Origin of the sequence: Iodobacter ciconiae (assembly GCF_003952345.1) — a bacterium.
Taxonomy (GTDB): domain Bacteria; phylum Pseudomonadota; class Gammaproteobacteria; order Burkholderiales; family Chitinibacteraceae; genus Iodobacter; species Iodobacter ciconiae.
The window spans coordinates 646,361-661,995 of sequence record NZ_CP034433.1; the positions used below are offsets into that span (position 1 = coordinate 646,361).

Below are 15,635 nucleotides of genomic sequence, written 5' to 3' on the forward strand. Positions count from 1 at the left end.
GCGCTGACCCTGTATGCACAAGGCAAGTGGGCGAATTAGGCTTTTTTACAGGAAGAGTTCTCATGTTTTATCTTGGTATGGATGTGGCTAAAGCTAAACTCGATTGTTATTTGCTAACCCAGCTTGACCCGCTCAAAGGCAAAGCCAAAGTCGTTACCAATACCGCCAAAGGTCTCGCCGATTTACTGGCCTGGCTGACTAAAAATCACATCCCTCATGATCAGTTGCACGTCACCATGGAAGCCACTGGCGTGTATCACGAATTAGCCGCTACGCTGCTACATGATGCTGGCGTGTGCGTCTCGATTGCCAATCCCGCACAGGTCAAACATTTTGGCCAAGGCCTCGCTGTTCGCACCAAAACCGATGGCGTTGATAGCCAAGTGCTGGCACGTTACTGCGCCATGATTAACCCTGCCGCGTGGCTGCCTCCGCCGCCCGAAGCCCGCATTTTGAAAGGGTTTCTTGCCCGCCGCGAAGCGATTCTGCAAGACTTGCTGCGCGAACAAAATCGCCAAGAAAAAGCACAGTCGACTGTTACACCAGAGCTGATTCATCAGTCGATTAACGACAGCATCGCCTTTCTAAACGCGCAACTCAAAAAGCTGCAAAGCCAAATCGACGATCACATCGACCGCCATCCAGGACTGAAAAATGACCTAGATTTACTACAAAGCATCCCTGCAATTGGACCGCAAAGTGGGACACAATTGTTGGCTGTGATGCACATGCATCAGTTCAATACAGCCGAACAACTATCGGCCTATTTGGGCTTGGTGCCGGTCGAGCGACAATCAGGTTCGTCACTATTAGGTCGCGCTAAACTGTCCAAAGCTGGCCCTTCGCAAATACGTGCAGTACTTTATATGGCCGCTATTGTTGCCACAAAATACAACCCCCACGTCAAAGCCTTATTTGAACGTTTGCTTGCCCGAGGCAAGAGCAAAATGTCTGCCTTGGGCGCTTGCATGCGCAAACTGGTACACCTGAGCTTCGGCGTGCTGAAAACACAGAAAAAGTATCAAGCTGAGTATCAAAATGCTTGACCGGCAAGACGGTATCTACTGGCAAGGCCTACTGTCAGATCAAGTCTGAACTTCTACAATTAATTAGGTGCTTTACTTAATAGATTTAACGGTTTCCGCTATTGATTGTGCTTGTTTCTTATCAACTACAAAATCAGACAAGCTTTCATTATGTGCCCGATCTTCCCTAGCGAGTCTGTGCGATGGCACTTGAACAATGTTTGAAAAATAGTTGCCTAGTAGTATAAATGCGTTTCGTTGTTCTTCTTCATACCTTTGCCGTTGATAGGTGCGTTTGACCTTGTTTTCTTCTTTGTGATTTAGGCATAGTTCAATAATGTGTGGCATAACGCCGAGTTCGCCCATTAATGTCGCAGCACTTCGGCGTAAATCATGTGGTGTCCATTTGCCGCCAAGCATCATCAGGGATTGTGTATCTTTGCTACGTCCAAACATCGGGCTGGTACTTTGTCGATCTGTAATTTGCTTTGTTAGTGTTTTGACACAAACATGTGTTTCGCCACTACGATTGGGAAACAACCAAATAGGATTATCTATAATTGAAAGCAATTTTTTGATTGATGAGAGACTAAAGTCTGATAAGTAAATTGTGTGTGGAACGCCATTCTTTGCATTATCGGCTGGAATTTGCCACGTGCGATTTATTAAATCAAAGTGGTGACGTTTTGCGCGCAGTAGCTCTCCCACTCGTGCCGCGGTACCTAGCAACACGTGTATTGCTGCCTTTGCTTTTAGTGATAAATTACATAAGGGAAGTGCGCTTACGAGGAGTGCACATAATTCCGTTTCATCTAAGATCCGGTCGCGCTCAGTTTCTTTACCGCCAAAGGCTGTTTTTTTAAGATGGCTCGTAGGATCGTTTTCCAGTAGCCCAGAGCCAATGGCAAAACCAAAGCATTGACGTAAATCGGATAGCGTGCGATTTGCCATGCGTTTTGCACCGCGTTCTACGATGTCGTTTAATACTTTGGCGATTAATTGGCGTGTGATTTCATCAGCGTATAAGCTACCAAGTAGTGGTAATACATCCTTTGCAAAAGCTCTCCGAATTTCAGCTCCACCATCTTTGCGTTCCGCTAGTTGAATTTTGGCCCATCGTTCGAATAAATTGGCAAAGGTCATTCGTGCTGCTTGTTGAGCGATTTCGGTTTCTTCACGTTGGCGCTCGTCCTCCGCTTGTAATTTGGCTGCTACGAGTGCTTGACGTTTGTTGCGTTCGGCCTCGATGGGGTCTATCCCCTCGCTGCTAGCCAGACGAAGTTCATCTCGTTTTTTGCGAATGCATGAAAGGTCCGTTTTAGGCCAAGTACCGCAGTGTTTTTCTCTGCGTTTGTTACCGACGCGAAATTGGAAGCTGAAACTTACGCTCACCGAGCCATCACGTTTAACATTAACTTTTCCAGATAAGCTTCCCCCGTCACGTAGTACTTCGCCATGTTGTGTGGGTTTTATATTTTTTAACGTTAAAACTTTGAGTTGATTATCTGTGCTTGCCATTTTTCCCCCGACATTTCCCCCGACAAAATATTCGGTTGTTGTCGGAGATTATCGGACTTTATCCGATGTGATGCAACTGTATGATGTTGAAAATAAAGGTGATATTGTATGGTTGCTGGTAGCTGTTGGAGTGTATTGGATAAGAATTTACCTTTATGGGGTGCAAGGGGTAGGAGGTTCGAATCCTCTCATTCCGACCAACTTAAGTACTTGATTAAAGGCCGCTTTTTAAGTGGCCTTTTTTCTTTTTGTACTTCTGATAAGGGTCAGTGCGGGAGTTTTGCGGGACGGGTCTTCTGTCACCTTGTTTGCGGCATCTATCAGCTGGCTTAATTCAGCCGCAGAATAGTGTGTGGTGACGTTTCCATTTGTATGGCCTAGTAACACCTGCCGGTCTTCATGGCTTACACCAGCCGCCCGTAAGCGTCGGCCAAAGGTGTGCTTTAAGTCGTGCACCCTCACATTGGCGAGTCCTTCGCAGAAAGGGCGCTTAGTTTCTTCTGCCATCCGTTCTGCTGCCCTGTTTCTTGCTTTACGCCAGGCGTGATCATTCATTCTCGCAAGGCAACGGCCTTCATATGGGAATACCCATTCCTCATTAATTTCGCGCTGATTGCTTATAACCTGTTTTGCCATCTCATTTAAAATGATCACTCGGTCATCTCCATTTTTTACACCGCGTGCGCCATCTCTTCCGCCAAAATTCCAAGGCACTACAAAAACGCTGGTATTTAATTCCGGGATTTTTACTTCCCATTCCCAGCGCAATTTGCAGACCTCTTGTTCCCGTACTCCAACATTCACTTTAAACAATGCCATTCTTTTTAAATGCTCTGGCAGTTCCATTATTAAATATCGCTGTTCATCAAAATTAAGAGGGTAGGGCTCGCGGGCGGTTTCTTTTTCATTTAGCTTGGCAATCATTGGGGGTGAATCAAGCCATGTCATCCCGTGCTCATCGCGCCAACTGCGAGAGGCTAGATTTAATACCCGGATAACTTTCTCTAAGGCCATATTGATGGTGCGATGGCTAACCCCCTGTAATAGGCGGGCCTCAATAAATGCGGCTAATGTCCCGTCGTGTAATTTATTTAATGGGCAATTACCAATAAATGGATCCAACTGAGAAAAAATGAGGGCAGTTAATTTAATAGAAGGCTGCTCCAAATTATCCCGCAAGTATTTCGTTGCGGCCTCTCGCCAGATCCGCTCTGGCCGAATGCCATAAACCGTGGCATTACGGATTGCCTCCAGCCGGTGGATTAAGTAGCTTTCTGCTTCTTCCCTGTCGCCTGTGCCAGTGCTTTCGCAAAGTCGTCCGTACCCCTTAATTTGTTTGTCGATGTGCCAGGCACCTGACCGGAGCGTAAGACCGGTGATATTCTTTCTTGCCATGTTGAGATCTCTTTATGTTGTCTTTCTACGGGGCCGGTTTTCGGAATATTGGCAGCTGGTACTCTGCAGCCATTGATACGCTGAAAGCCGACGTCTTGTTTGTATTGGGTTACCCATTCATCCAAGTCGAGCCGGTCAAATGCGACGCCTTGAATACCGATAGGAACGGCGACAACATTAGGCTCGACTGTCTTTGTAAACTCGTTTTTATTCATGCCCAGATAGGCAGGGGCATCGCTTTTACGGATAAGCCTTGGGAGGATTTGCATAGGAGTGTCCTTTTATCGGCCTGCAATACGCTGGGCTTTTTGTTTTGTGGCGTTATGCCCTTGCCAGTCTCTGGCGCACTCTTCGCAGCAGAACACTGCATCATTGACGGCGACCGCGCTGCACCAGCGGCATTCCCCGCTGGGTTGAGGGGTTTTATCTTTGCTTAGCTTTGCATTGGCGTAGTGGGCTGCGATGGCGTTGCAGCGCATCAGCTCGGATACGTCGCTGGCTTGGTCTATCTTGTCGCTCATGGTTCAGATTCCTATTCAGATCGATGAATGATTAAGCTGCTTACGTCAGGCTGGATGCGGCAGGCGTAGCAGGGCCTTGGTCGTGCTTTAAATTTTGTTTTTGGCGTCGAGATAAGCCTGAGCACCGTACTTTCGAGCGTTAATTCTTGCTCGTTCACTTAGATCCGGTGGGGGAGCTTCTCTTCTTATGCCTTTATCATTAAGTGCCTGATCCAAAGTGCAGGAAACAGTTAATGCCACATGTCCTAGGGTCGAAGGCTTCGCCCTCTCCCGACGCTTGCGCTTCGCTTCAGCGGCAAAGGCCACCCCTAAAAACACGGCTTCTTGTTTCTGCTTCTGGGCGCGTTTCATTTCGGCCACTTCGTGCGGGCTGTATTCGATATGCGATGCACCCTTAAACGGGCCTTTTTGCGCTTGGCAAGTTTTACCTAGCCGCGCTTTGCCTTTGGCTCCCCATTGCACTTTCCAGCCTTCCTTATGGGTAAGTACCTGGCCGCGCTGACTCTTTACGCCACAAATCACTGCAACCACTTCGCCATAGCCGTTGATTTGTTCACGTTTTACCAGCTCCAGCGGGTCGTTTTCCATGGCGACCATATACGCTCTGAAGTCGCCCTTATCAGCGGCGTCCCATGCGCTGCCCAAAATACGGGTAGGGCAAATGATCTGCCCATCAAGATGTAAATCGCGTAAAGCGGTGAGGGGGGCCAGCACATCGGCGCGGCCAGAACGCATCGCCTTCATGGCTTCGGTAATGCAGGGCTGCAAATTGCCGTCGATTAATCCCTTGGCGGCTTCAGCAATGGCAGGCTCTTTATCCAGTGCAATAAGTTGCTCTAACAAGGTTTCGGCGTCTTTGCGCACGCGGCGGGATTCGCGGTAAGGCGTGACCGGAGCGGTGCCAAACATCTGAAACTGACGGCGGCCCAAAATACGCGCCCAGGTAGTTGCACGTTGTGCGCCGCTGATGGCATCCATACCGGCTTCGGTATCGCCGTCTACTTTGTAGCCGTCGATATTTTTTGCAATGTAGGCGATGGCATAAGCCACGGCGGCATAAACCATGTCCTGGCCTTTGCGTGGCTTGATGGGGTCGATCTTTACGCGGACTTTTTGGGCGTTTTTTTCATCGGGTTCGGCTTGCAGATACTTATCGCGGATGATCTTCAGGGCTTCGCTGGCGTGCTGCGGCTTCACAAAAAAGATTAAGTGCCAGTGCGGGGTACCGTCTTTGTGCGGCTCTAAAGTGCGCAGCCCCATAAAATCAATTTCGGCTTTGCTAAATTGGGTACGGCATTGCGCCCAGCACTGGGTCAAATAGCTGGCGGTTTGTTGCTGGCTAAAACCATTCCATTTTTTATTAAGGATCAGCTTTAAGTGCGGTTTTTCGCCGACGCTGGTGCAGCGGTGATAACAACCTGGTGCCGTCAGCGTGATGGCATAAGCGCGGTAGCCGATTTCTTGTGCTCGTTCGGCCATGCCCTTCATGCGGACAATTAACTCGGTGCGCTTGTTCTTGCCGTTGGCCATACTGCCTGCCAGTACATCAGCCATATCGATGACTTCACCATCGGGCGAAATAGCCACCGCTTCGGCCATGGCCACCGCGCTTTGCTGGGCGCGGATCACCATCCGTTCTAAATTCCACGGGCTGACATAAGCCTGGTCTTTGCCCATGCCGATACCGTAGGAATAAGCGCGGGCTTCGGCGGCGCGGATGGCGAGCGTGCGCAAGCGCTTGCTCCACCATTTATCTGACTTGATCCGGGCGGCCAGCTCCAGCACATAACGGCGCTGGGACGGCTTCATTTTTTGGTAATCGAGATGCTTAACGCCGTGCTCAGGCAATACAATCCAGCCGCGAGCCACCACCATTTCTAGCAACTCCAGCGGTGCTTCGATATTTGAACAACGAACGGCAAATTCTTTCGCCTTGGAGCGGCACTCGCTATCTGTTGCGGTTTCAAGCCATGCCTGCAAATTGAATTTGGGATTCATTGCGCGGTCGCCTTGGCATACCAAGCGTTTTGCAGCGTGGTTTCGCCTTCTGCGATGACGCTACCCAGCAAGCCGCGTATCTGTTTCAGCTTGGCGGATTCACGGGGTAAATCAAATTGACTCAGGCGGGCCATGCGGGCATGGATGGCCGCGTCGGCTTTTTGTGCCCAGGCGAGTAAATCGGCCAGCTCTTGGTTTTCTGCCTGATTTAATATCGGCAAAGGTTTGCGCTGTGGCTTGAGAGTAGCAAGGACTTCTTCGCCGTCGTCAGCATAGATAAAGGCAGGGCGTTCTTGTTTTACATCTGGAACGGGCATGGCCGGGGCGTTTCTGACCATGGCTAAAACACGGCTTCGCGCATCCACATTGATCTTTGTCGCCACACAGCGCTTAGGTTCTAAAGCGCTGGCAGGTAGATCAATCTTTGTTTGCAACTGCTTTGCGAGAGCGGCCATGTTTTATCCAGACGTGACAAAGCCCCTGCGGTTGTTAAACAGGCGCGGGAAGGCTTAGATAAAAAGGGGGGGATTACTTCAGGTTAAAGCGCGAGGGGGAGTTGCTGTTCTTTAAATTTCGGATCGTTAGATGGGGGAAAGTCTGTCCATTTAAATACTTCCTGATCTTCGCTGTACTTTGCGACCCTTGCCTCGGTGATCTGAAAGCCGACTTTTAGCCTGGCTCCACAACTTCGGCAACCGACTTGAGCGGTGGTGGCGGTTGGAGTAATCCGGACGCTGGTTCGCGTATGCGTTTTAGAATTACAGTATGGGCAATGAATCTCTACGGCCATGATGATTACTCCAAAGCTAACAAAAATTACAAAAGCAAAAGGCAGAGCCACAAACGACTACCATTCGTCGGGCAAAGCGCTTATATTTCTCTACGAAACGTAGTCGCGCCTTAAGCAACAGCGGCTTGTTCTATCTCGGTAAGAGCTATGTCTTCTATGTTTTTAAGCTCTTCTGCTGGGATTTCAATCCCACGAAAAGCCAAGCCTTCCAAGATCAGCAATCGGCACATAGAAGCAACAGACCTTGATTCTTGTTTTGCGATTGAACCCACAATGGGGTGCTCAATTGTTGTTAACCGTAAATTGATGCCTCGGCGGCTGAGCAGGCCGCGCGGCGCTCTGGGCATTGTCTGGTCGCCTGCCTCGTTTTCTATCATTGTTTAAGTTACCATTAAGGTTATTTAGAGTGTCATTAAGCGATACATCAGAATCTATGGATCAATTATCTACAACACCTGCTGCGTCGTCAACAGTAAAGTGTGACATGTTGGATATTTCTACTCGTTTTAAAGAGGAAAGAAAGCGCTTAGGTTTATCCCAGAAAGATGCTGCAAAGGCGCTTGGTGTCTCGATTAGCTCGCTTGGGACTTATGAAAGAAACCAAGTGACACCACTTGTTTGGGTACTATTGCCGCTCTATCAATTAGGCGCAGATATTCAGTACATAGTCACGGGTGAGCGCAGCTCGGCACGGCTGCCAGATACTGAACAGCAGCTTATCTCCGCCTTCCGTTCTGCACCTCAGCCGGTGCAAGCTGGTATCTTGGCTATGCTTCAAGTTGTCCCTGTTACCGATGCATCTGCCTCAGATAAGTCACAAGACGTAAACCCCAAATTCATGGGCAAGGTAGGGCAGGTTGTTGAAGGTGATGTGAAGATAAAAGGTAAGCAAACTTTTAAATTCTAAATATGAAGGACTGAGTGAATAGCAGTCACTTAATCGTAAGCGCTGCCGTTGAAGCGATAAAACCCGCAATTTTGCGGGTTTTTTTATGGTTTAAATAAAGTGAAAGATCAATCATTCTTGGGTGAAGTGGGTATGGTGGCATTTAAAAACATAAAGATTGAGCACAAGCATTTTCACTATGCTGCTTCACCCCGATTACTCTTGGTCGCCTGCATATTGTTGTCTTTTGCGCTGGGTGTGGTGACGGGTAGGGACTACTTGCCTGTTCGGTATTCTCTAGAGGAGAAGGCAACTATGGCAGAGCAAAAGGTTGATTCACTTGTGCTGACAATCAATGCGAGTTCGGCGGTATAGATCGCAGGTAAACAAAAGCCCCTTTACTAAAAAGGGGCTTGGTTTGATTTAAAGCTATTTGTACACTTCACGTCGATTACCTATTTTCACAACGAGGATGCGCAAGGCTCCATCTTCTATGCTGCTGATAAGTCGGTAATCACCCACAGGGTACTTCCAGAATTCGCCCAGCTTAGAGCCTTTTAAGGCCTCGCCTATGCTGCGTGGGTCTTCTAGCGTTGCGACCCGATCCCGTAAAAAAGCTGTAATCCTTCGTGCTACTTGCTTATCTAGCTTGGCTAGATCTTTCTGAGCTTCTTCATCCAGTTTAATCAGCCAGGCCAAGATTGCGCTCCACTTCTTCTAAGCTATAGGTTTTACTTTGCCCAGAGCGGATAGCTAACAAGCGCTGTTCGGCCAGATAGAGGTCTTCTAAATCATCCAAGTGCTGAATAATTGCCTCTCTGGCGTAAAATGTTTTAGTCCTGCCGGTACTCTTCGCTAAAAAGTCTAAGCGGCTTTCGATCTCGGCAGGCAGTCTGATTGCTAACATCGCTTTCGTCCTTTAGAGTTTGCTATACATATATAGCACATGTTTGATTTAAGCTTTAGTTTGGTTTTTACCCGGCTATTTCACTGGCTGTACTTCCAACTCCAAAGTCGTGTCGAACGACGACACGCCCATCTGTGTGATTTGCTCAAATAGAAATTTGCATGCAAAGACATCAGCATGACTAAGCCTAAGAAAAGCCTCTTTATAAAAAGGGGCTTGGTTAGTTTGGCCTATGATCTAGCCAATATGTATGGTTACTGGCTTATCTGCACGGCCCAGCAAAGAAATCAGCGTATCAATCGTAAACTTATTGGTTTTTTTATTAACTACATCCGAAACACGTGGCCGCGAAATATGGAGTATTGCTGCCGCTTCAGCTTGCTTGAGCTGTTTGCTTTCGATCCATGATCCTAGCTCTGCAATAAGCTGCTCTTTGAGCATTAAGGTAGTATCAATTTGTTTTTGTGATTCGGCGTGATAGCGCTGTGCTTCTTCCGGCGCAAAGCCAAGCTCAGCAAACAAGTTGCCACCAGCCGGGGTGATATGCTGGATTGTGGTGTCAATATTATTCATGGCTCTGTTTTCCTTGATTGAATGATGGCCCGATAACGTGCTTCGGCAATGTCCTTATCTTTTTTTGCGGTAGCTTCAGTTTTCTTTTGGAAGCAATGCAATACATAAATGGCCTCTTCAAACTTGGCCACATACATTACGCGAAAGATACCGGCTGCATCTTTAATCCGAACCTCTTTTGTTCCCCGGCCAACATCATCAAAAGGCTTCCAATCATCTGGATCTAAACCGGCCTGAACTTTTGAAAGTTGGTAGCCTGCTTCTTTACGTGGGCCTTCTGGAAAGCGGATAAGGTCGTCAAATGATGATCCCACCCACCTTATTTCTTTATCTTCTCGCATGTATAAAATTCTATACATTATTATTGGTTTGCGCCAGTGTAAAACTTTGCATTAAAAAATTAACTGTTAAACGGCGGCCAGATGGTCGCCGTTTTTTGTTTACACGTCCACCTCACTAGCCTTCACTTCCAGCTCCAAAGCCGTACTGTAGCCGCTATCGCCTAAGCTGTGCACGACGCGGCTGATGATCCAGTCTTGCTTGTCGATGATGGGCTTAAAGCCTGAAACGCTGGCGGGCAGCTCGGGAAAGAGTTCGGGGCGTCCATAGGCGAGGGTGATTGAGAATTGAGCCACGCCGCGCTGTAGTTTTTCCCATTCTGCTTTTGCGGCTCGCTCGGCGGTGGTTTTGCTGGCGTAAACGTGTCTTAGGGTTTTTACGTTATCGTCAGCCCCCTGGATCACTTCGCCTTGCCCTGGGCCAGCTGCTTTTCTGGGTTTGCGTTTTATGGTGGTGGTTTCTTTTTTGGCTGTTTTGGTGTTTTGCCATGCGGCTTTTACGCCGCTATACGCACCTCGATCAGCAATGCTAAATCTGTGACTATCCCCTGACTGGCGCGTAATCAGCACTTTACCCAATGGCTTGCCGCTGGCCGTGGTGGCTTGGCCTGCTTTCATAAATAGCAGGCTGTTATCTTTGACCGTAGCAATGGCGTCAAACATTAGAGCGAGGCGGCTTAAAAAGCTGGCGTCGCTTTCGCTGGTTTGATCAATATGGCTAATGGTTTGCCCGGCTAAGCTTTGCCCGATCCGGTGCTGGATCTTGTTTTGTTTGGCGATGGTTTCCACAATCGCGCCCACGGTGGTCTGGTGCCATGAGCGTTCTTTCTTGGTCGACAATCCAGCGCGTAAATCAGCACTACGGGCGCGGATGGTGAGCTGATCCGGTGCGCCGCTGTGCTCGATTTCATCCACCGTATATTGGCCCTTATTGACTAAGCCGCTATCAGACCAGCCCAGCGAAACACTGACGATGGCACCGCGTGGCGGAATATCCAGCAGGCCGTCGCTATCGTCTAGCGTAATATCCAGCTGATCCGCGTCAAAGCCGCGATTGTCCGTCAGGCTAACTGATACCAGCCTATCGTTCACCCGCTTAGAAATATCTTTGCTACCCACCATGATTTTAAAGCGTGGGGATTTGTGGCCTTCGTTCATTGCAACAGGCCCATGATGGTTTCGAGCGGGTCAGAGGTGATCCGCTTCAGGCTTAAGTTAAATTCAATCTTGCGGGCTGAGCCATTCTTGTAAAACAGGCTGCGGGTGGTTTTGATGGATTCGATCACGTACTCGCCGTAAATCCAGCCGGTGCCCTCAATTAAAAAATATTTCTCCCCCGTATCGGCCATTTCTTCCAGCGCCAGCAAAGAAACCTCGCCCGCGTTCAGTTCTTCATACAACACGCCGCTGAGTGCGATCGTTTCCGCATCTGGCCCTAAGAATTGATTAGCAGGGCCGATGCCGATCCGCGCCTGGCTTGCGTGCCGCCATGATTTAGATTGCTCTAAAGTTTGGTAAGGCGAGCTGGCCAGCTCAAATACAAACATGCCTAAGACCATCATCATCAGTCACTGTCTCCTAAGCGTGAGCGGTTGCGCACCTGCTTCTGGCGGTCGGCTTTGGCGATTTCTTGCGCAACCAGTTTTGCCAGTGCTTGTTCGTTCATGCCTGGTGCAGCATTGATTGTGATCTGGATGGATGGTGCCGGGCTTGGGGCATAGTTGGCTTGGGCGGCCATCGGCTGGCGCTGATCCAGCTTAACGTCGGCCATGGCCCCTAAGCTGGTGCCGCCAATAATCAGGCCGCTGGCCGCGCTGATTATTTTGCTGGTAATGCCTTGGATGGCGGCGAGCGGCTCTTTTTGCGTATCTGTTAAGCCATTACTAAAGCCTTGCATAGTAAAAGCGCCCAGCTCGGCAAAAACGCGGCTTGGGCTGTGAATGCCCAGCTTTTCTTTAAACCAGCCGATGGCATTTTCGCCTACGCCGTTAATGGCACTTTTCAGATAATGAATCCCGCCCGTAAATCCTTGAATAAGGCCGTCCATAATTTGCCCGCCAATGGTCACAAATGAAGTGACTAAGCCCGACATAAAGGCGGTAATGCTATCCCAGTTTCTAACAATGACGCCGATGAGTGACCAATTCATAAAGAAGTCGATCATGCCTTGGCCAGCGGCAATGGCTTTATCTTTTACCCATTGCCAAGCGGTATCTGCACCGGCGCAAATGCTATCCCAATTACGAATGATGATGCCGATGAGCGACCATTTCATAAAGAAGGCGGCGATACTATCAGCCACCGTGATCATTCCGTTTTTAATGAGCTTCCAGGTGGCAAGGGTAATTTTCTTTAAATCTTCCCAATGCCCGACAATAATACCAACGGGCGTCCAGTTTATAAAGAAACGAATAATGCCTTGAGCTACTGAAGCTACGCCAACGGCTAGGCTATCCCATATAGCAATTGTCCCTTCTTTTAGGCTTTGCCATTGCTTGGTAATTGCATTACCTACGGGCGCGATTGATGTTTTTAGCCATTCCCAGAACGCACTCGTTTTTTCTTTGATTGCTGCCCATAGCTCATTAAAGAACCTTGCAATTGGCCCCCAATATTTGTAAATCAGCAATGCAGCAATGGCAATGCCGGCAACGATCAGCCCGACCGGATTCATTAGCAGGGCGCGGCCCATAAACAGCGCAGCTTTGCCGGCCATGCTTAAAGCGCCGCTTAATAGGCCATAGCTCCATACCGCGGCTTTGGCTAATATTGAGCCGATCCCCATTTGAATATTCAGCGTCATCAGGGCCAATTTAATCATGGCAAACGGCCCCAGAATAGCGGCTGCGGCTAAGGTTAAGCCGCCTAAGATTGCCACTACGGCGGCAGCAGATACGCTGATTTTTACCAATGTGGCGGCCAGTTCGGGGTTGGCTTTCATCCATTCGCCACCTTTGCGGATCACGTCGGTGATACTTTTCAGCAGCTCGCGCAGTGGGCTGTTATTGCCTTCAAACATTTCAATGCCCACATCTTCCCAAGCCGATTGCAGCGTCTTGATATCGCCCGCCGCGTTGTCGCTCATGGTGGCTGCGTTTTTACTGGCTTCTCCGGCGGATTGTCTGAGGGTGGCAATCAGTTCTTGCAGCTTGCCGCTACCGGCTTGTGTAGTGAGCACGCTCAAGGCACTAAAAGCTTCTTCACCGGCAATATGCTTAAAGTATCCGGCCCGCTGGGCGTTCCCCATGTTTTTAGTTTTTGCTTCCAGCTCGGCAAGGATTGTCGGCAAGTCGCGCAGATTGCCTTGGGCATCTTTTGCCTGCAGTCCTAGCTCTTGCATTGCGTCTGCGGCCATTTTTGGCGGGGCGGCAAGGCGGGACATAATGGCGCGTAAGGCCGTACCGCCCATGCTGCCCTGAATACCCGCATCCCCCAGCTTGCCTGTCATGGCGGCGGCAGTTTCCAGATCCACGCCCAGACCGGCAGCGACCGGTGCCGCGTACTTCATGGTTTCAGCCAGCATTCTTAAATCGACATTCGAGCGGGTAAAGGTGCCGACCAGTACATCGCCCGCACGGCTCATCTCTCCGGCACTCAACTTAAAGCCGGTTAAAATATTAGAGGCCATGTCGGCAGCGGCGGGCAGTTCTACCCGTCCGGCCTTGGCTAAATCGAGTACACCCGGCATCGCCTTTTTAATTGCGGTCGGGTCAAAGCCTGACATCGCTAAAAAGCCTTGTCCCTGTGCCGCTTCATTGGCCGTAAAGCTGGTGGCCGCGCCTAATTCCCGTGCTTGTTTGCGCAGCTCCGCAAGCTGTGGGCTGTTTTTACCCAGCCGGGTCAGCGCCTGTACGCTGGACATTTCCGCGTCAAAGTCTAAGCCTGGGGCCATGACTCGTTTGGCTGCATACAGCGCACCGCCCCCCGCAACCGCCATACCGGCACCGGCTCCCGCCAGATTGTTCCGGGTATTCATGCTGCGGTCGTAAGCCGCTCTGGCCGCATGCTGGCGCCGCATCTGTCGGCCTAAGCGTTCAAGCTGCTGTTGTTCTCTTTGTAGTGCGGCCGTTGTGCTGGCGGCGTTTTGCCGTAATTCCCGCTGATGCTGGGACAGATTGCGGGTAGAGATCCCCGCCGCATTCAGAGAGGCTCGCAGGTTTTGCTGCCGGTTAACCAGCTGAGCGTGCCGCGCGGCCAGCTCTGCCGCTTCTTTTTTAGCGCGGTTAAATTCCGCGCTCATTTGCCGGGTCGGATTGGCCGTGGCGGCCAGACTTCTGCCCAGCGCGGTGGCGCGGTCCTGGGCGGCTTTCATTTGCTGGGATGATTGGGCCGTATCGCGGCTTAGTTTTCTGAATGAATCAATATTAGCCTGGGTTTTATCCAGCTCTTTCATCTTGTTTTTAAGCTCGCTGACTTGCCGCGAGACCGCCCGGCTTTGATTCTGAACCCCTCTGAGTGGCGCGGTAAATTGATCAACCGCCCTTAATATCACTTCCAGTCGTAAATTCCGCGCCGTACTCATGAGTGCCCCTTCAGCTGTGCTAATCGCTCTATGGCAATGGCTTTGTACTCCTCGCTTAATTCACAACCCAGCCAGTGGTAGCCTTCCATTTGTGCCGCCACCAGGGTCGAGCCTGATCCGGCGAAAGGATCCAGAATCAAACCGCCCGGCTTGCAGATCTTGATCAGGTCGCGCATTAAATCGGTGGGTTTGCCAGTGACGTGGAATTTGTCTTTTTGCTTGACCACTTCTTTGTAAACACCGCGCAATACGCCCACGTCACGCTCGTTCGGCATCTGGCCCTTGCTGCCCCACACAATGTATTCGGCCTGATTACGATAGCGGCCCATTTGTGGGCGCACCCCTTCGCCTTTGTCCCATACGGCAATGCCCCGCCAGGTAAAGCCCGCAATTTGCAAGGCGTCGGTAGTCAGTGGCAATTGCCGCCAGTCAGTGAATAAGCAAATGGGCGCACCGTCTTTCATGACGCGCAGGCATTCAGCCAGCCAGAGTGTCATCCAGCGCAGGTGGGTGCGCTGGTCGCGGTGATCGCCGGTAAATTCGGGATATTTGCGGGCTGTGCCACCGTTTTGATATTTGTCGGAGGTGCTGCGGTTTTTAGAGCCGATATGTAAGCCGCCCGAAGCATAGGGCGGATCAGTGATCAGCGCATCAACCAGGGCGGCAGGCAGGGATTCTAAAAAGGGCAGGCTGTCGCCGCTATGGAGTTTATTTTTCATGTACTATTTTTCTGGGTTGTGACGTTTACGCGCTTCCTCGCGCCATTCCATCAGCTCGGATACCGCCATGTCATCCATGGCCCCAGGGGGCCAGTGAAACACCATGGCGATATCCGCCATCGCTGAAGTTACGCTTGCGGGTAATCGGGTATGCTTGCCTTCGGCAATAAAAAACCTGCCGTCACTCCCGCCAGTTGCAGCAGGTCAGCAGGGTCCAGATTGCTGACATCCTGCTCGGTGAGCATCGGCTCCGAAATACGCGGTAGCACTTTGGTCAGCGCTTCCACATCCATCTGCAGCAAGTCGCCCAGCTTCACCCCGCGCAATGCGCCGCTTTTAGGTTTGCGCAAAGTAATACTGCTGATTGTCTGCTCGCCGCGAATCAAGGGGGTGTCCAGCTCGATGGTGTTCGGGGTTTTTTCTGTGATATTCATTTGGGTTTA

Annotated in this window: 20 protein-coding genes and 1 tRNA gene; 4 read left to right on the top strand and 17 right to left on the bottom strand. The window is 50.2% G+C overall.

Annotated features, from left to right (window positions below; all coding sequences use genetic code 11):
• Positions 1 to 62 precede the first annotated feature (62 nt).
• Positions 63 to 1,046, top strand: coding sequence for an IS110 family RNA-guided transposase (locus EJO50_RS02790; RefSeq protein WP_125971014.1), 984 nt, complete (start codon positions 63 to 65; stop codon positions 1,044 to 1,046).
• Between the two features lie 72 nt (positions 1,047 to 1,118).
• On the opposite strand, the gene EJO50_RS02795 is transcribed toward EJO50_RS02790, so the two are convergent.
• Positions 1,119 to 2,543 (bottom strand): tyrosine-type recombinase/integrase, encoded by a 1,425-nt coding sequence (locus EJO50_RS02795; RefSeq protein WP_125971474.1) that lies wholly within the window; start codon positions 2,541 to 2,543, stop codon positions 1,119 to 1,121.
• Between the two features lie 126 nt (positions 2,544 to 2,669).
• Here EJO50_RS02795 and EJO50_RS17110 point away from each other — a divergent pair.
• Positions 2,670 to 2,743, top strand: a tRNA-OTHER gene (locus EJO50_RS17110).
• A 28-nt stretch (positions 2,744 to 2,771) separates the two neighbouring features.
• Here the strand turns inward: EJO50_RS17110 and EJO50_RS17350 are convergent.
• The 6 genes from EJO50_RS17350 to EJO50_RS02825 all read right to left on the bottom strand — a co-directional run bounded on the left by EJO50_RS17350 (position 2,772) and on the right by EJO50_RS02825 (position 7,594).
• Positions 2,772 to 3,467, bottom strand: a complete 696-nt coding sequence (locus tag EJO50_RS17350) for a tyrosine-type recombinase/integrase (protein WP_233702161.1) — start codon at positions 3,465 to 3,467, stop codon at positions 2,772 to 2,774.
• A 338-nt stretch (positions 3,468 to 3,805) separates the two neighbouring features.
• On the bottom strand, positions 3,806 to 4,207 hold the full coding sequence (locus tag EJO50_RS17355) for a hypothetical protein (RefSeq protein ID WP_233702162.1): 402 nt from the start codon (positions 4,205 to 4,207) through the stop codon (positions 3,806 to 3,808).
• Between the two features lie 12 nt (positions 4,208 to 4,219).
• On the bottom strand, positions 4,220 to 4,459 hold the full coding sequence (locus tag EJO50_RS02805; protein ID WP_125971476.1) for a hypothetical protein: 240 nt from the start codon (positions 4,457 to 4,459) through the stop codon (positions 4,220 to 4,222).
• 87 nt (positions 4,460 to 4,546) lie between these two features.
• A complete protein-coding gene (locus EJO50_RS02810; RefSeq protein WP_125971477.1) occupies positions 4,547 to 6,457 on the bottom strand; it encodes a replication endonuclease in 1,911 nt (636 codons plus the stop codon).
• Positions 6,454 to 6,912 carry a hypothetical protein gene (locus EJO50_RS02815; protein ID WP_125971478.1) on the bottom strand — a complete coding sequence of 153 codons (459 nt, stop codon included), beginning with the start codon at positions 6,910 to 6,912 and terminating at the stop codon, positions 6,454 to 6,456. The genes EJO50_RS02810 and EJO50_RS02815 overlap by 4 nt, the downstream gene beginning before the upstream one ends.
• 445 nt (positions 6,913 to 7,357) lie before the next feature.
• A complete protein-coding gene (locus tag EJO50_RS02825) occupies positions 7,358 to 7,594 on the bottom strand; it encodes a hypothetical protein (protein WP_125971480.1) in 237 nt (78 codons plus the stop codon).
• A gap of 86 nt (positions 7,595 to 7,680) precedes the next feature.
• Here EJO50_RS02825 and EJO50_RS02830 point away from each other — a divergent pair, with 86 nt between their 5' ends.
• Together EJO50_RS02830 and EJO50_RS02835 are read left to right on the top strand one after the other, a co-directional pair.
• On the top strand, positions 7,681 to 8,154 hold the full coding sequence (locus EJO50_RS02830; protein ID WP_125971481.1) for a helix-turn-helix domain-containing protein: 474 nt from the start codon (positions 7,681 to 7,683) through the stop codon (positions 8,152 to 8,154).
• A 99-nt stretch (positions 8,155 to 8,253) separates the two neighbouring features.
• A complete protein-coding gene (locus EJO50_RS02835; RefSeq protein ID WP_125971482.1) occupies positions 8,254 to 8,508 on the top strand; it encodes a hypothetical protein in 255 nt (84 codons plus the stop codon).
• Positions 8,509 to 8,562: 54 nt separating this feature from the next.
• Here the strand turns inward: EJO50_RS02835 and EJO50_RS02840 are convergent, their stop codons facing one another.
• The 10 genes from EJO50_RS02840 to EJO50_RS02885 all read right to left on the bottom strand — a co-directional run bounded on the left by EJO50_RS02840 (position 8,563) and on the right by EJO50_RS02885 (position 15,626).
• Positions 8,563 to 8,832 (bottom strand): type II toxin-antitoxin system RelE family toxin, encoded by a 270-nt coding sequence (locus EJO50_RS02840; RefSeq protein ID WP_125971483.1) that lies wholly within the window; start codon positions 8,830 to 8,832, stop codon positions 8,563 to 8,565.
• Complete coding sequence (relB, locus tag EJO50_RS02845; RefSeq protein WP_125971484.1) at positions 8,816 to 9,040, bottom strand: type II toxin-antitoxin system RelB family antitoxin; 225 nt, start codon at positions 9,038 to 9,040, stop codon at positions 8,816 to 8,818. Before relB ends, EJO50_RS02840 begins: the two co-directional genes overlap by 17 nt.
• Before the next feature lie 237 nt (positions 9,041 to 9,277).
• Positions 9,278 to 9,613: a helix-turn-helix domain-containing protein gene (locus EJO50_RS02850; RefSeq protein WP_125971485.1), complete on the bottom strand. Its 336-nt coding sequence runs from the start codon at positions 9,611 to 9,613 to the stop codon at positions 9,278 to 9,280.
• On the bottom strand, positions 9,610 to 9,954 hold the full coding sequence (locus EJO50_RS02855) for a type II toxin-antitoxin system RelE/ParE family toxin (protein ID WP_125971486.1): 345 nt from the start codon (positions 9,952 to 9,954) through the stop codon (positions 9,610 to 9,612). Before EJO50_RS02855 ends, EJO50_RS02850 begins: the two co-directional genes overlap by 4 nt.
• A 99-nt stretch (positions 9,955 to 10,053) precedes the next feature.
• Positions 10,054 to 11,109, bottom strand: a complete 1,056-nt coding sequence (locus EJO50_RS02860; RefSeq protein WP_125971487.1) for a phage late control D family protein — start codon at positions 11,107 to 11,109, stop codon at positions 10,054 to 10,056.
• Positions 11,106 to 11,516: a phage tail protein gene (locus EJO50_RS02865; RefSeq protein ID WP_125971488.1), complete on the bottom strand. Its 411-nt coding sequence runs from the start codon at positions 11,514 to 11,516 to the stop codon at positions 11,106 to 11,108. Before EJO50_RS02865 ends, EJO50_RS02860 begins: the two co-directional genes overlap by 4 nt.
• The gene (locus tag EJO50_RS02870; protein WP_125971489.1) at positions 11,516 to 14,473 is read right to left on the bottom strand and encodes a phage tail tape measure protein; all 2,958 of its coding nucleotides are present in this window, start codon (positions 14,471 to 14,473) and stop codon (positions 11,516 to 11,518) included. The genes EJO50_RS02865 and EJO50_RS02870 overlap by 1 nt, the downstream gene beginning before the upstream one ends.
• Entirely contained in the window at positions 14,470 to 15,192 is a 723-nt protein-coding gene (locus tag EJO50_RS02875; RefSeq protein ID WP_125971490.1) for a DNA-methyltransferase, read from the bottom strand. The genes EJO50_RS02870 and EJO50_RS02875 overlap by 4 nt, the downstream gene beginning before the upstream one ends.
• Positions 15,193 to 15,195: 3 nt before the next feature.
• Positions 15,196 to 15,297, bottom strand: a complete 102-nt coding sequence (locus tag EJO50_RS02880) for a GpE family phage tail protein (RefSeq protein ID WP_267900659.1) — start codon at positions 15,295 to 15,297, stop codon at positions 15,196 to 15,198.
• Between the two features lie 23 nt (positions 15,298 to 15,320).
• Entirely contained in the window at positions 15,321 to 15,626 is a 306-nt protein-coding gene (locus EJO50_RS02885) for a phage tail assembly protein (RefSeq protein WP_125971492.1), read from the bottom strand.
• Positions 15,627 to 15,635: the final 9 nt, after the last annotated feature.

Bases quoted from the DNA above. Each gene is read 5' to 3' on its own strand.
- EJO50_RS17350 (WP_233702161.1), bottom strand. From the start codon at position 3,467: ATGATTGCCAAGCTAAATGAAAAAGAAACCGCCCGCGAGCCCTACCCT.
- relB (WP_125971484.1), bottom strand. From the start codon at position 9,040: ATGTTAGCAATCAGACTGCCTGCCGAGATCGAAAGCCGCTTAGACTTT.
- EJO50_RS02875 (WP_125971490.1), bottom strand. From the start codon at position 15,192: ATGAAAAATAAACTCCATAGCGGCGACAGCCTGCCCTTTTTAGAATCC.
- EJO50_RS02815 (WP_125971478.1), bottom strand. From the start codon at position 6,912: ATGGCCGCTCTCGCAAAGCAGTTGCAAACAAAGATTGATCTACCTGCC.
- EJO50_RS02855 (WP_125971486.1), bottom strand. From the start codon at position 9,954: ATGCGAGAAGATAAAGAAATAAGGTGGGTGGGATCATCATTTGACGAC.
- EJO50_RS02860 (WP_125971487.1), bottom strand. From the start codon at position 11,109: ATGAACGAAGGCCACAAATCCCCACGCTTTAAAATCATGGTGGGTAGC.
- EJO50_RS02790 (WP_125971014.1), top strand. From the start codon at position 63: ATGTTTTATCTTGGTATGGATGTGGCTAAAGCTAAACTCGATTGTTAT.
- EJO50_RS02810 (WP_125971477.1), bottom strand. From the start codon at position 6,457: ATGAATCCCAAATTCAATTTGCAGGCATGGCTTGAAACCGCAACAGAT.
- EJO50_RS02830 (WP_125971481.1), top strand. From the start codon at position 7,681: ATGGATCAATTATCTACAACACCTGCTGCGTCGTCAACAGTAAAGTGT.
- EJO50_RS02805 (WP_125971476.1), bottom strand. From the start codon at position 4,459: ATGAGCGACAAGATAGACCAAGCCAGCGACGTATCCGAGCTGATGCGC.
- EJO50_RS02795 (WP_125971474.1), bottom strand. From the start codon at position 2,543: ATGGCAAGCACAGATAATCAACTCAAAGTTTTAACGTTAAAAAATATA.
- EJO50_RS02885 (WP_125971492.1), bottom strand. From the start codon at position 15,626: ATGAATATCACAGAAAAAACCCCGAACACCATCGAGCTGGACACCCCC.
- EJO50_RS17355 (WP_233702162.1), bottom strand. From the start codon at position 4,207: ATGCAAATCCTCCCAAGGCTTATCCGTAAAAGCGATGCCCCTGCCTAT.
- EJO50_RS02865 (WP_125971488.1), bottom strand. From the start codon at position 11,516: ATGATGATGGTCTTAGGCATGTTTGTATTTGAGCTGGCCAGCTCGCCT.
- EJO50_RS02850 (WP_125971485.1), bottom strand. From the start codon at position 9,613: ATGAATAATATTGACACCACAATCCAGCATATCACCCCGGCTGGTGGC.
- EJO50_RS02880 (WP_267900659.1), bottom strand. From the start codon at position 15,297: ATGGTGTTTCACTGGCCCCCTGGGGCCATGGATGACATGGCGGTATCC.
- EJO50_RS02825 (WP_125971480.1), bottom strand. From the start codon at position 7,594: ATGCCCAGAGCGCCGCGCGGCCTGCTCAGCCGCCGAGGCATCAATTTA.
- EJO50_RS02870 (WP_125971489.1), bottom strand. From the start codon at position 14,473: ATGAGTACGGCGCGGAATTTACGACTGGAAGTGATATTAAGGGCGGTT.